At 69.8% G+C, this 12,880-nt stretch carries 9 protein-coding genes; 1 reads left to right on the forward strand and 8 read right to left on the reverse strand.

Annotated elements, in window-relative coordinates; genetic code table 11:
- Nucleotides 1-11 precede the first annotated feature (11 nt).
- From BM070_RS12195 to cydD, 8 genes are all read right to left on the reverse strand, one after another.
- Nucleotides 12-1,844 carry a methyl-accepting chemotaxis protein gene (locus BM070_RS12195; RefSeq protein ID WP_092939685.1) on the reverse strand — a complete coding sequence of 611 codons (1,833 nt, stop codon included), beginning with the start codon at nucleotides 1,842-1,844 and terminating at the stop codon, nucleotides 12-14.
- 200 nt (nucleotides 1,845-2,044) lie between these two features.
- A complete protein-coding gene (locus BM070_RS12200; RefSeq protein ID WP_092939686.1) occupies nucleotides 2,045-3,322 on the reverse strand; it encodes a C4-dicarboxylate transporter DctA in 1,278 nt (425 codons plus the stop codon).
- Between the two features lie 279 nt (nucleotides 3,323-3,601).
- Nucleotides 3,602-5,455, reverse strand: a complete 1,854-nt coding sequence (gene ggt / locus BM070_RS12205) for a gamma-glutamyltransferase (protein WP_092939687.1) — start codon at nucleotides 5,453-5,455, stop codon at nucleotides 3,602-3,604.
- 152 nt (nucleotides 5,456-5,607) lie between these two features.
- Nucleotides 5,608-5,730, reverse strand: coding sequence for a cytochrome bd-I oxidase subunit CydX (gene cydX / locus BM070_RS12210; RefSeq protein WP_092939688.1), 123 nt, complete (start codon nucleotides 5,728-5,730; stop codon nucleotides 5,608-5,610).
- Between the two features lie 43 nt (nucleotides 5,731-5,773).
- Nucleotides 5,774-6,928, reverse strand: coding sequence for a cytochrome d ubiquinol oxidase subunit II (gene cydB, locus BM070_RS12215; protein WP_092939689.1), 1,155 nt, complete (start codon nucleotides 6,926-6,928; stop codon nucleotides 5,774-5,776).
- Nucleotides 6,925-8,550, reverse strand: coding sequence for a cytochrome ubiquinol oxidase subunit I (locus tag BM070_RS12220; protein ID WP_092939690.1), 1,626 nt, complete (start codon nucleotides 8,548-8,550; stop codon nucleotides 6,925-6,927). The genes cydB and BM070_RS12220 overlap by 4 nt, the downstream gene beginning before the upstream one ends.
- Before the next feature lie 56 nt (nucleotides 8,551-8,606).
- The gene (locus BM070_RS12225) at nucleotides 8,607-10,322 is read right to left on the reverse strand and encodes an amino acid ABC transporter ATP-binding/permease protein (RefSeq protein WP_092939691.1); all 1,716 of its coding nucleotides are present in this window, start codon (nucleotides 10,320-10,322) and stop codon (nucleotides 8,607-8,609) included.
- Complete coding sequence (gene cydD, locus BM070_RS12230) at nucleotides 10,319-12,052, reverse strand: thiol reductant ABC exporter subunit CydD (RefSeq protein ID WP_092939692.1); 1,734 nt, start codon at nucleotides 12,050-12,052, stop codon at nucleotides 10,319-10,321. The genes BM070_RS12225 and cydD overlap by 4 nt, the downstream gene beginning before the upstream one ends.
- Before the next feature lie 169 nt (nucleotides 12,053-12,221).
- Here cydD and BM070_RS12235 point away from each other — a divergent pair, with 169 nt between their 5' ends.
- Complete coding sequence (locus tag BM070_RS12235; RefSeq protein ID WP_092939693.1) at nucleotides 12,222-12,782, forward strand: GbsR/MarR family transcriptional regulator; 561 nt, start codon at nucleotides 12,222-12,224, stop codon at nucleotides 12,780-12,782.
- Nucleotides 12,783-12,880: the final 98 nt, after the last annotated feature.

Raw genomic sequence — 12,880 nt, forward strand, 5'->3', positions numbered from 1 at the left:
CCTGCGCTTGCTCAGCGCGGCAGTGCCGGCAGTTGCGACCCCGTGCGGTCCTCGTCGAGCTTGAAGGTGCTCACGATGCGCGCCAGGTTGTGGGCCTGGTCGTTGAGCACGGCCGAGGCGGCGGTGGATTCCTCCACCAGCGCGGCGTTCTGCTGCGTGGCGCGGTCCATCTCGGCGACGGCCTGGTTGATCTGGCCGATGCCGCTGCTCTGCTCGTTCATGGTGGCGTTGATCTCGCCGATGATCTGCGTGACCTGCTGGATGTCGCGCACGATCTCGCCCATGGTCTTGCCGGCGGCCTGCACGCGCTGCGTGCCGGTGGAGACGCTGGCGCCGGAGGCATCGATCAGCGTCTTGATCTCCTTGGCGGCGGTGGCGCTGCGGTGCGCCAGGCTGCGCACTTCGCTGGCCACCACGGCGAAGCCGCGGCCGTTCTCGCCCGCACGTGCGGCTTCGACGGCGGCGTTCAGTGCCAGGATGTTGGTCTGGAAGGCGATGGAGTCGATCACGCCGATGATCTCCCCGATCTTGGCCGAGGCCGCGGTGATCTCGTCCATGGTCGCCACGGCGCTGGCCACCACTTCGCCGCCGCGTGCGGCCGTGACGCTGGCCGACTGGGCTAGGCGCGTGGCCTGCGCGGCCGCGTCGGCCGACTGCTGCACCGTGCCGGTCAGCTCGGAGAGCGAGGCGGAGGTCTCTTCCAGCGCGCTGGCCGAGCCTTCGGTGCGGTTGGACAGGTCCTGGTTGCCGGCACGGATCTCGTCGGTGGCGGTCTTGATGGAATCGACGCCCCGGCGCACGTCGTGCAGCACGGCGCCGATCTTGTCCACGAAGGTGTTGAACGAGGCGGAGATCTGCGCCACCTCGTCGCGGCCATGCACCGGCAGGCGGTAGGTCAGGTCGCCGCTGCCCGAGCCGACTTCGTCCATGGCGTCGCGCACTTCCGACAGGCGGCGGAACGAGGCCGAGGAGAGCGCCGCCCCGATGCCGGCGGCGGCGATGGCCAGCAGCACGATGGCGATGATCAGGGTGTGCAGCACGTTGCCCAGGCCGGCCGTGGCTTCGGCCCTGTCCAGCGCCACCACCAGGGTCCAGTCGGTGCCTGTGATGGCTTGCCCCTTGAGCAGCTTGGCGGCGCCGTCCATGTCGATCTCGAGCGGCTGGCTCGACTGGGTCAGCGAGGCCAGGGTGGCGGGCGTGAGCAGCGGGGAGATGTCGGTGGCCGGCTTGAGCACCAGCTTGGTGTTGGCATGGGCCAGGATCTGGCCGGCGGCGTTGACCACGAAGCCGAAGCTCTTGGGCGTGGGCCGGATGGCCGAGACCACCTCGCGCACGCCGTCCAGCGGCACGGCGCCGCTCAGCACGCCTTCGAGCTGGCCGTTGCGCAGCATGGGCGCCACGAACGCCACGTAGGGAATGCCGGTGGTCGAATCGCCGTAGGGCTTGGTGACGGTGAGCTTGCCGGCCTCGGCGCCGGTCTTGTACCAGGGGCGCGCGGTGGGGTCGTAGCCCGGCGCGGCGGAGGTGGAGGACAGGAAGGTCTTGTCCTTCCAGCCTATGGTGGTGACGGGAAAGCCGTTGGCCTTGCCCATCAGCGCGACGAAGCCTTGCGGGTCACCGTACTGCACCGTGGCGGCCGTGGCCTTCACGGCATCGCCCTTGGCTTCCACCCACTTGTCCACGGCCATGGCGTTGCCCGCGGCCACGGCGTTCAGGTCCTGCTCGATGGTCTCGAACGTATTGGTGCGGGTGATGTGGTAGGTGGCTGCGCCCGTGATGGCCAGCGCGCAGACCACCGTGGCGGTGGTGATGAAGAGGATGCGGGAACGCAGTGTGTGCAGCATGGAATACCTTTGAAGGCCGACAGGCGACTTCGCCTATTACAGGGGAGTCATGTGTCAATAGGTATCTTTTTTATCAGGAAGTTACCAATTGTGTCCAGCTCTGGATCGTGCCAGGGAGTTCCTGGCCTGGTCGGCCGTGGCGCCCGCCGTGCAGCGGAGCGCCGACTTGCCTGTTGCCTGTGGCCTGTGACCTGTTGCCTTCAGGCAAGGGGCGGAACGTTCTCGTTGTTCAGCACGGCGCGGGCGCGTTCACGGTCGATGTCGCCCTCCCAGGCGGCAATGGCCACCGTGGCCACGCAGTTGCCGATCAGGTTGCCCAGGGCGCGGGCGATGCCCATGAACCAGTCCACCGACAGCACCAGCACCAGGCCGATGGCAGGAATCGCCGGCACCGCGTGCAGCGTGGCGGCCAGCACCACGATGGCCGAGCCCGGCACGCCGTGCGCGCCCTTGGAAGTGACCAGCGAGATCGCCAGGATGGTCAGCAGGTCGGCCATGCCGATGGGCGTGTTGGTGGCCTGGGCGATGAACACGGCCGCCAGCGTGATGTAGATGGAGAAGGCGTCCAGGTTGAACGAATAGCCGGTGGGAATCACCAGGCCCACGGTCGAATCGCGGATGCCCATGTTCTTGAGCTTGGCCATCACCTGGGGCAGCACGCTGTCGGACGAGGTGGTGGCGAACACCACGGCCAGCTCTTCGCGCAGGTAGCGCAGCAGCTTGAACAGGCTGAAGCCCGACACCCGCATGATCAGGCCCAGCACCACGGCCACGAACAGGAACACGGCCAGGTAGAAGAGCGCCACCAGCATGCCCAGCTGCTTGAGCGAGCCGATGCCGTACTTGCCCACCGTGAACGCGATGGCGCCCAGCACGCCCAGCGGCGCCAGGCGGATGAGCAGGCCCATGATCTTGAACAGCACCAGCGAGAGCTCTTCGATCAGCCCCGCCACGCGCGCGCCCCGCTCGCCCAGCAGCGACAGCGCCACGCCGAAGACGATGGAGAAGAGCAGCACCTGCAGCACGTCGCCCGAGGAGAAGGCGCTGATGGCGGTGGTCGGGATGAGCTTGAGGATGAAGTCGCTGAAGCCGCCGCTCGCCAGCTTGTCGGCGTTGGAGGCATAGGCGTTCAGCGCGGAGCCATCCAGCAGGCTCGGGTCCACGTTCATGCCCACGCCGGGCTCGAAGAGGAAGGCCAGGCCCAGGCCCAGCGCCAGCGCGATGGTGGTGACGACCTCGAAATAGATCAGGGCCTTGACGCCCACCCGGCCCACCCGCCGCAGATCGCCCGTGCCGGCGATGCCGTGCACCACCACGCAGAAGACGATCAGCGGGATGAGCATCTTGATGAGCTTGATGAAGCCGTCGCCCAGCGGCTTGAGCGCGACGGCCTTGTCGGGCCAGAGCAGGCCCAGCACCACGCCGGCAATGAGTGCCAGGACGACCTGGCCGAAGAGGGATCGGAAAAGACGGGACATGGATAGCTCCAAACGCCTACAAGGGTTGTATGCAAGAACTGTAGGCAATTGTTATGCCCATGGTTTGCGGGGAAACCCGTGGTGCTATCGATTCAATAGCTGGTGACCCCGATGGGGATTGGGGTTTCGCCGCATTTTTGCTCAAACTTGTGTCAATTTTCTGAACCACTTTGGCGCATCGTCGTTGCCGATTCGCACTATCACGGTGCGGCTGGGCACGAAAAAGCCGCCCGAAGGCGGCTTGCGTGACCCGGCTTGGTGCGGTTTCGCGCGCGGTTTTCAGTAGCCCAGCGTCTTGCCGTCGGGGTTGCGCGGGTCCGAATAGCCGTACAGCGCGCCGCCGCGCAGCTGGATGGTCTGCGTGCGGCCCATGGTGGGCTTGACCACCACGTTGTGGCCACGGGCCTTGAGCAGCGCGATGGTGTCGGGCGAGAGGCCCTTTTCCACGCGCAGCTCGTCCGGCGTCCACTGGTGGTGCACGCGCGGCACGCTCGCGGCCTCGGCCGGGTTCATGCCGAAGTCGATCACGTTCACCACGGTCTGCAGCACGGCGGTGATGATGCGTGCGCCGCCGGGGCTGCCCGTCACCAGCACGGGCTGGCCGTCTTTCAGCACCATGGTGGGCGTCATGGACGACAGCGGGCGCTTGGCGGGGGCGACCGCGTTGGCGTCGCCGCCCACCAGGCCGTAGGCGTTGGCCACGCCGGGCTTGGCCGAGAAGTCGTCCATCTCGTTGTTGAGCATGATGCCCGTGCCCCGCGCGACGATGCCGCTGCCGAAGTTGGTGTTGAGCGTGTAGGTCACGGCCACCGCATTGCCGGCCTTGTCCACCACCGAGTAGTGCGTGGTCTGGTCGCTCTCATACGGCTGGGGCTGGCCCGGCTTGATGCTCTTGGCCGAGCGCGCGGCGTTCGGGTCGATGGTCTTGAGCAATTGCGCGGCGTAGGCCTTGGAGGTCAGGCCCTTGAGCGGGATCTTCACGAAGTCCGGATCGCCCAGGTATTCGGAGCGGTCGGCATAGGCCAGCTTCATGCTCTCGGCCAGGTAGTGGATGGTCTGCGCGCTGTTGGAGCCCCACTGGGCGAGCGGCAGGGGTTCGAGCATGTTCAGGATCTGCACCAGGTGCGGCCCGCCGGAAGAGGGCGGCGGCATGGTGACGATCTCGTAGCCGCGGTAGGTGCCGGTGGTGGGGGCGCGCTCGACCACCTTGTAGCTGCGCAGGTCGGCCAGCGTGACGGCGCCGGCGTGCGGCGCGGTCTCGGCGGCGATCTTCTGCGCGATCGCGCCCTGGTAGAAGGCGCGTGCGCCCTGCTGGCCGATCAGGCGGATGGAGGCGGCCAGGTCTTTCTGCACCAGCGTGTCGCCGGCCTTGAGCGGCTCGCCGTTCTTCCAGAAGATGGCGCGCGTGGCGGGCCACTGGCCCATGTTCTTCTTTTCCTGCTGCAGGATCTTGGCCAGCGTCTCGCTGACCGGAAAGCCCTTGGCCGCGAGCGCGGCGGCGGGCGCCACCACCTTGGCCAGCGGCAGGGTGCCCCAGCTCTTGAGCGCATGCTCCATGCCGGCCACCGTGCCGGGCACGCCGATGGCGTAGTGCGTGTAGAGCGACTTGCCGTCCACCACCTTGCCGTTCGCGTCCAGGTACATGTCGCGCGAGGCGCCTGCGGGCGCCACCTCGCGGAAGTCGAGGGCGATGTTCTTGCCGGTCTTGGCGTCGTGCACGACCATGAAGCCGCCGCCGCCCAGGTTGCCTGCATTGGGCAGCGCCACGGCCAGCGCGAAGCCGATGCCCACGGCCGCGTCCACCGCGTTGCCGCCGGACTTGAGGATGTCCAGGCCGATCTGCGAGGCCAGTTCCTGCTCGGTCGCCACCATGCCGTTGCGGGCGACGACCGGGTGGAAGATGTCCATGTCGAAGTCATAGGCCGCGCTGGCCGCCTGGGCGGCAGCGGTCTGCTGCGCGGCCGGGGCGGGCGCTGCGGCGGGCGGCTCCGCCACGGGCATGGCGGAATGCTTCGGTGCGGCGACGGAGGCCGCGGGTGGCGCGGCGGCATCGCGCTGCGGCGTACCGCAGGCGGTCAGGCTGGCCAGGGCCAGCGCAAGGCTGGTGGCCAGCAGCGTGTGGCGAAGTTGCATGGGTGGATCTCCTCTCTGTGTCTATGGTGGGCAGTCCCGAGAAGAGTGTAGGCAATGCCGGACCCGCCCCTCGCGCGCGGCGCGTCCTGGCTGGGCTGGTCCGCTGCGCTGCCTTCAGGCGCCGGGGCAGGCCCCACCCATCGGCGAAGCCCTCAGCGGCGCGGGGCGGGCTGGCGCTTGCGCGCCTCGTCGTCCATCAGTTCGTACCACATTGCGTTCAGCACGGCGAAGGCTGCCGCCAGCGGGAGGCCGAGAATCCAGGCGAAGTACCACATGGTTGTTTCCTTTCGATCGGTGTAGTGGGGCGGAATGCCGTGTTCAGTAGGCGTGGTCGCCATGGGTGATGTCGTGGGCGCGGACCTTGCCCCACATCACGCGGTACACCCAGGTGGTGTAGGCCAGGATCAGCGGCACGAAGACCAGGGCGCAGACCAGCATGATGAAGAGCGTCAGGTGGCTGGAGGAGGCGTCCCACACCATGAGCGCCGAGCGCAGGTCGATGGACGAAGGCACGATGAACGGGAACATCGAAGCCCCCACGCTCAGCACGATGCCCGCCACCGAAAGGCCGCTGAAGATCACCGTGATGCCTTCCCAGCGGGCGCGCAGGCCGAGGAGCGCCAGCAGCGCGCCGGCGAAGCCGAGCACCGGCGCCAGCATCGTCCAGGGGTGGTTCCGGTAGTTGGTGAACCAGCCGCCGGCCACGCCCGAGGCCACGGTCTTGGCGAGCGGGTTGGACGGGCCGTTGGCTACATGGGCGCTGGTCAGCTCGTAGCCGCCCACCAGCTTCCAGAGCGCCACGCCGGCGAGGGCGTAGAGCGCGATGGTGGCGAGCGCGGCGACGGTGGCGAAGCTGCGCGAGCGTTCGGCCACGGCGCCTTCGGTCTTGAGCGCCAGCCAGGCGCCGCCGTGCATGGCCAGCATGGCCACGGAGACCAGCCCGGCCAGCAGCGCGAACGGGTTCAGCAGGCCGAGGAAGCTGCCTTCATAGACCATGCGCATGTCGTTCGTGAAGCGGAAGGGCACGCCCTGCAGCACGTTGCCCAGCGCCACGCCGAAGATCAGCGCGGGCACGAAGCCGCCGATGAAGAGCGCCCAGTCCCAGGTGCTGCGCCATGCGGCGCTCTCGCGCTTGCTGCGGTACTTGAAGCCCACGGGCCGCAGGATCAGCGCGAACAGGATGGCGAACATCGCCAGGTAGAAGCCCGAGAACGACATTGCGTAGATGTGCGGCCAGGCGGCGAAGATGGCGCCGCCGCCCAGGATCAGCCAGACCTGGTTGCCCTCCCAGATGGGGCCCACGGTGTTGATGACCACGCGCCGCTCCACGTCGGTGCGGGCCACGAAGGGCAACAGCGTGCCCACGCCCAGGTCGAACCCGTCGGTGACGGCGAAGCCCACCAGCAGCACGCCCAGCAGCAGCCACCAGATGACGCGCAGCGTGTCGTAGTCGAGAAGGGTATGAAGAATCATGCTGCGTCTCCGGCGGGTTCGAAGGTGGTGGGTTGCGAGGTGCCCGGGCGCACGGCGCCGATCAGCGGCGCGGCGGCCCCGTGCGAGAGCGGCGTCTCAGGGTCGGGCCCCTTGCGGATGGCCTTGAGCATGAGCTTCATCTCCACCACGATCAGCACGGTGTAGATGGCGGCGAAGCCCAGCAGCGTGAACAGCACGGTGCCTGCGCCCAGCTCGGAGACGGCCACGGCCGTGGGCAGCACGCCTTCCACCGCCCAGGGCTGGCGGCCCAGCTCGGCCACGATCCAGCCGCATTCGGCGGCGATCCAGGGCAGGGGGATGGACCACACGGCCAGCTTCAGCAGCCAGGGATAGGCATCGAGCCGGCGGCGGGCCGAGAGCCAGAAGAAGACGGCGTTGAGCGCGATGAAGAAGAGGCCCAGGCCCACCATCACGCGGAACGACCAGTAGAGCGGCGCGACCTGCGGCACCGTGTCCCAGGCGGCCTGGGCGATCTGCGCCTCGGTGGCCTGGCGCGGGTCATCCACGTAGCGCTTGAGCAGCAGCGCGTAGCCCAGCCGGTTGCCGTGCAGCTCGAACACCATGCGCGCATGGTTGGGGATGGCCGCGTCGGAGCCGGCGGCGCGGATCTGCTGCAGCGCATCGTAGGCCTGGATACCGTCGCGGATATAGCCTTCGGACTGCTTGACCAGGTCGTTGATGCCCGGGATCTGCGTATCCAGCGAGCGCGTGCCGATCAGGCCCATGACCCAGGGAATGTGCACGGCGTAGTGCGTGGCGCGGGCTTGCTGGTCGGGCCAGCCGATGGCGGTGAACGAGGCTGGGGCGGGCTCGGTGTCCCACATGGCTTCGATGGCCGCGAGCTTCATCTTCTGGTGCGCGCTGGTGGCATAGCCGCTCTCGTCGCCCAGCACCACCACCGACAGCGCGGCGGCCAGGCCGAAGGAGGCGGCCACCGTCATCGAGCGCTTGGCCAGCTCGACATGCCGGCCCTTGAGCAGATACCAGGCCGAAACGCCCAGCACGAAGAGCGCGGCGATGGTGTAGCCGGCCGACACCGTGTGCACGAACTTGGCCTGCGCCACCGGGTTGAACAGCACGTCGTAGAAGCTGTCCACTTCCATGCGCAGGGTCTGCGGGTTGAGCTTGGCGCCCACGGGGTTCTGCATCCAGCCGTTGGCGATCAGGATCCACAGCGCCGAGAAGTTGGTGCCCAGGGCCACCAGCCAGGTCACCACGCAGTGCGCCACCTTGGACATGCGTTCCCAGCCGAAGAAGAACATGCCGACGAAGGTGGCCTCCAGGAAGAAGGCCATCAGCCCTTCGATGGCCAGCGGCGCGCCGAAGATGTCGCCCACGTAGTGGCTGTAGTAGCTCCAGTTCATGCCGAACTGGAACTCCATCACGATGCCGGTGGAGACGCCCAGCGCGAAGTTGATGCCGAACAGCACGCCCCAGAACTTGGTCATCTGGCGCCAGACGGTGCGGCCGGTCATCACATAGACCGTTTCCATGATGGCCAGCAGCACGGCCAGCCCGATCGTGAGCGGCACGAAGAGAAAGTGGTAGAGCGCGGTCATCGCGAACTGCAGCCGCGATAAGCCGACGACGTCGAGGTCCATGGTGGAGATCCTTTCTGGAGGGAATGAGCGAGGAAGGTGGGGAAATGCGTGCGTGTTCAGTGCTGGCGCAGCGTGGCCAGCACGGCATCGAATGGCGGGGTGCCGCGCAGGTGCTCGGCCGCGATGCGGCCCTGCGCGAGCACGATGAGCCGGTCGGCCAGCAGGGCCTCGCGGCGCAGGTGGGTGGCGATCAGCACGGTGCGGCGGCCGGCGTGGCGGGCCAGGCGCTCCAGCACGTCGGCGGCGGTGGGGCCGTCCAGGCTCTCGGTGGGCTCGTCCAGCAGCCAGAAGCCGGCCGGGTGCAGCAGCAGCCGCGCCAGCGCCAGCCGGCGCGCCTGCCCGCCCGAGAGGCCCAGGCCGCCTTCGCCCAAGGGCGTGTCCAGCCCGCGCGCCAGGCGCTGCACGTCGGCCGCGAGGCCGCTGGCCTGCAGGGCGGACCAGAGCTGCTCGTCGCTCGCGGCCGGGTCGGCCAGGAGCAGGTTGTCGCGCAGGCTGTCCTGGAAGAGTTCGGTGCGCTGCGTGAGCCAGGTGCCGGCCTCGGCCTGCACGCTGCCGGCGGCGGGGCGTAGCTCGCCCGCGGCCAGGGCCAGCAGGGTGGATTTGCCTGCGCCGCTCGCGCCCACCACGGCCACCCGTTCGCCCCGGGCGATGGCCAGGTCGATGCCGTGCAGGATGTCGCCGCCGTGGGCATAACCGGCGCGCACCGCGTCCATGCGCAGCGCCGCATCGTTGGCGGCGGGCGGGGGCAGGGCGCCTGCGTCGGCAGCGGGCGCGGCCAGGCGCGGCGCCAGGCGGCGGGCGGCCAGTGCGCTGCGGCCGGCTTCCAGCGCGCCCCGGCGCAGCGCGGCGAAGGGTTCCAGCGCGGAGAGCGCCAGCAGCAGGGCCAGCGCGGCCAGCGGCGCGGTCACGGCGCCGGCCTGCGCCAGCGCACCCATCGCCAGCAGCACGGCGGCGACGGTGGCATGCCCGGCCACGGCGTAGGTCCAGCCGGTGCGGGTTTCCAGGCGGTGCAGCGCGTCTTCGGCACCGGCCAGGCGGGCATCGGTGCGGGCGAGCCGCTGGCATTGCGCGGGCAGCCGGCCGGCCATGGCCAGCTCGGTCTGGCCGGCCACCAGGTCGATGGCCTGTTCGCGTAGCCGTTCCAGGCCGCGTGCGCGGCGCAGGGCGGCGCTGCGGGCGCGGCGTGCCGCCAAGAGCGCCACGCCGCCGCCGCACAGCAGCAGCCAGGCGAAGGTGGCCAGGCCCAGGCGCCAGTCCAGCGCGCCCAGCACGCCGCCGGCCAGCAGCGCGGCGCCCAGGGCGGCGCCTGCGGGCACGGCCACGCGCAGGTAGAGCGATTCGAGCGCATCGATGTCGTGCGTCAGGCGGAACAGCAGGCGCGCGGGCCGCTGCTGCAGGGCGCGCAGGCCCTGGGGCTGCGCCCAGCCGCGAAAGAGCCGCTCGCGCAGCGCGGCCAGCACAGCGAAGCTGGCGTCGTGCGTCACCATGCGCTCCGCATAGCGCCCGGCCGTGCGGCCCAGCGCCAGCAGGCGGATGCTGGCGCTGGGCATGAACACGTTGAAGGTGAAGGCCGCTGCGGCCGAGAGGCCGGCGAGCGCCGTGCCGGTGATGAACCAGCCCGAGAAGCCCAGCAGCGCCATGCCCGCCAGCACGGTGATGGCGGCCAGCAGCATGCCCAGCAGCAGGCGCCGGCCGCTGGTGGCGATGAAGAGGCGCAGCACGGCGCCCAGGCCGGGGCGGTGCGCAGCGCGGCGATGCGGGTGCGTGTTCATGCGGCTCTCCGTGGGGCGGCGTCGCCCAACTGCCCGATGTGCACCACGCGCCCGATGCGCGCGGCCAGCGCCAGGTCGTGCGTGGCGACGATCAGGGTGCGGCCCCGGGCCATGCGCAGCAGCGCATCGACCACGGCGTGGGCGGTGGCGCTGTCCAGGTGGGCCGTGGGCTCGTCCAGCAGCCACAGGTCGGCCGGGCCGGCCGCGGTGGCGCGCGCCAGGGCCAGCCGCACGGCTTCGCCGCCCGAGAGGCCCGTGCCGCCTTCGCCCAGCGCGCTGCCCGGCACGATGCGGCCGGCATCGCCCAGGCCCGCGTGGCGCAGCGCCGCGGCAGCGTGGCGGTGCAGCACGCCGGGGCGGTCCAGGCTCACGTTGTCCAGCGCGGTGCCCGAGAAGATGTGCGGCTTCTGGCCGATCCAGGCCATGCGGCTGCGCAGGGCGGCGGCGCTGGCTTCTTCGAGCCGCGTGCCGTCGATCAGCACCTCGCCGCTGGAGGCGGGCAGCAGGCCGGCGATGAGCGAGAGCAGCGTGGTCTTGCCCGCGCCGCTCGCGCCCACCAGCGCCACATGCTCGCCCGCGCCCACGAAGAGATCCACGCCTGCAAGAACCGGCGCCTCGCCTGCGTGCTGCAAGCCCACGGCGCGCAGTTCCACGCTGGCGGCGCAAGGCGCATCGGGCCGGGGAGTGGGCTCGTCCAGCGCGCCCGGCAGCGGCAGTGCGTCGCCGGCCTGCAGCTGCTGCAGCGCCTGCAGCGCGGCCTGGCCGGCGGCCTTGTCATGCCAGGCGGCGGCCAGATCGCGCAGCGGCTCGAAGAAGGCCGGCGCCAGCAGCAGCACGAAGAGGCCCTGGCCCAGCGAGAGGCGCTGGCCCCAGCTGCCGGCGCTGAACTGGCCCAGCAGATGAAAGCCCACATAGACGGCCACCAGGGCCACGGCCAGCGCCGAGAACAGCTCCAGCGATGCGGAAGAAAGGAAGGCGATGCGCAGCACGCGCATGGTGCGCTGGCGCAGGGTTTCGGCCGAGGCGCGCAGCCGGCGCGCCGTGGCATCGACGGCGCCCAGTGCGCGCAAAGTCGCCAGCCCGCGCAGGCGGTCGAGCAGGAAGCCGTTCATGCCGCCCAGCGCCTGCAGCTGCGATTCGCTGGCCGCCCGGGCCTGCCAGCCGACCAGGGCCATCGCCAGCGGAATCAGCGGCGCGGCGGCAACGAGGATCAGCGCCGCCAGCCACGACTGGCTGGCCACGGCCAGCGCCAGCACCGGCGGCACCGCCAGGGTCCGCCAGCGGGCGGGCTGGTAGCGCAGCAGCCAGGGCAGCAGGGCTTCGGCCTGTTCGGCCATGGCGCTGGCCGCCTGGCCGGAGGCCGCTCGGGCGCCATCCATCGGGGAGCGGCGGGCCAGCGCCGCGCAGGCTTCGGCCCGTGCCGCGCTCACGTATCGCCGCGCCGCGGCGAAGATGCGCCGGCCGGCCCAGGCCTCGCCCGTGGCGCGCACCACGCCCAGCAGCGCATAGGCCAGCGCCGGCCCCGTCACGGCGGCCCAGCCCTGGCCATCGGCCAGCCGCTGCACGGCCACCGCCAGCGATGCGGCCTGGCCCACCCAGAGCAGGGCGGCCAGGGCCAGCACGGCATTGGCCAGGCGCGACTGCGGCACGGCCTGCACGGCCGGGCAGGGCACGGGTGCTTGCAGCGCAAGTGGAGACTCGCTGCCATTCAACGCCGTGTGCCGTGCCATGATGCTTCTTAAATTTCAGTAATTTCTGAAAGTTTAAATCTTTGCCGATGCGTTGCATCACTTTGTTGCGCATCTTGGACGGTGTGCTGGGCGTGTTTTTGATGTGAGTCAAAGGTGCGTGGGATAATTTGCTTGTCTAATTTTCAGAATTTTTTGAAAGAATCAAGCGGTGACACCTCTCGTTCAAACCTTCGTCAGCCACTTCGGCGAGATGGGCAGTCGCTGGGGCATCAACCGCACGGTGGGGCAGATCTATGCGCTGCTCTTCGTCACCGAGCGGCAGCTGCATGCCGACGACATCGGCGAGAAGCTGGGCATCTCGCGCTCCAACGTGAGCATCGGGCTCAAGGAGCTGCAGTCCTGGGGGCTGGTGCGGCAAAGCCGCGTGCCGGGCGACCGGCGCGAGTACTTCTCGTCGCTGGGCGATGTGTGGGAGATCTTCCGCGTGGTGGCCGCCGAGCGGCGCCGGCGCGAGGTGGCGCCCACGCTGTCGGTGCTGCGCGAATCGCTGCTGGCCGACGCCACCTCGCCCGAAGACGCCTTCGCCCAGGAACGCATGCGCCAGATGCATGGGCTGGTGGACCTGGCCAACACCTGGTTCGACGATCTGCAGCGGCTGTCGCCCGAATCCCTCGCCCAGCTGATGCGGATGGGCTCGAAGGTGCAGAAGCTGCTGGCTGCGCGCGACGTGCTGTTCGGCACGGGCGGCCGGAGCGACGATCCGGCCTGATGCCCCGCGCTCGCTATTGAGTGCAGCGGGCGGGGGGCTTCACGACGAGGGGTTCCGCACGCCTCTGTGAGGTCTCATTGACGATCCCCTGCGAGATC

It is taken from the genome of Paracidovorax wautersii (assembly GCF_900113035.1).
Classification (GTDB): Bacteria; Pseudomonadota; Gammaproteobacteria; order Burkholderiales; family Burkholderiaceae_C; genus Paracidovorax; species Paracidovorax wautersii.

What these genes read in the sequence shown, in the direction of transcription:
- BM070_RS12225 (WP_092939691.1), bottom strand. Translation starts at nt 10,322, where the DNA reads ATGAACACGCACCCGCATCGCCGCGCTGCGCACCGCCCCGGCCTGGGC.
- cydB (WP_092939689.1), bottom strand. Translation starts at nt 6,928, where the DNA reads ATGATTCTTCATACCCTTCTCGACTACGACACGCTGCGCGTCATCTGG.
- BM070_RS12195 (WP_092939685.1), bottom strand. Translation starts at nt 1,844, where the DNA reads ATGCTGCACACACTGCGTTCCCGCATCCTCTTCATCACCACCGCCACG.
- BM070_RS12220 (WP_092939690.1), bottom strand. Translation starts at nt 8,550, where the DNA reads ATGGACCTCGACGTCGTCGGCTTATCGCGGCTGCAGTTCGCGATGACC.
- BM070_RS12200 (WP_092939686.1), bottom strand. Translation starts at nt 3,322, where the DNA reads ATGTCCCGTCTTTTCCGATCCCTCTTCGGCCAGGTCGTCCTGGCACTC.
- cydX (WP_092939688.1), bottom strand. Translation starts at nt 5,730, where the DNA reads ATGTGGTACTTCGCCTGGATTCTCGGCCTCCCGCTGGCGGCAGCCTTC.
- ggt (WP_092939687.1), bottom strand. Translation starts at nt 5,455, where the DNA reads ATGCAACTTCGCCACACGCTGCTGGCCACCAGCCTTGCGCTGGCCCTG.
- cydD (WP_092939692.1), bottom strand. Translation starts at nt 12,052, where the DNA reads ATGGCACGGCACACGGCGTTGAATGGCAGCGAGTCTCCACTTGCGCTG.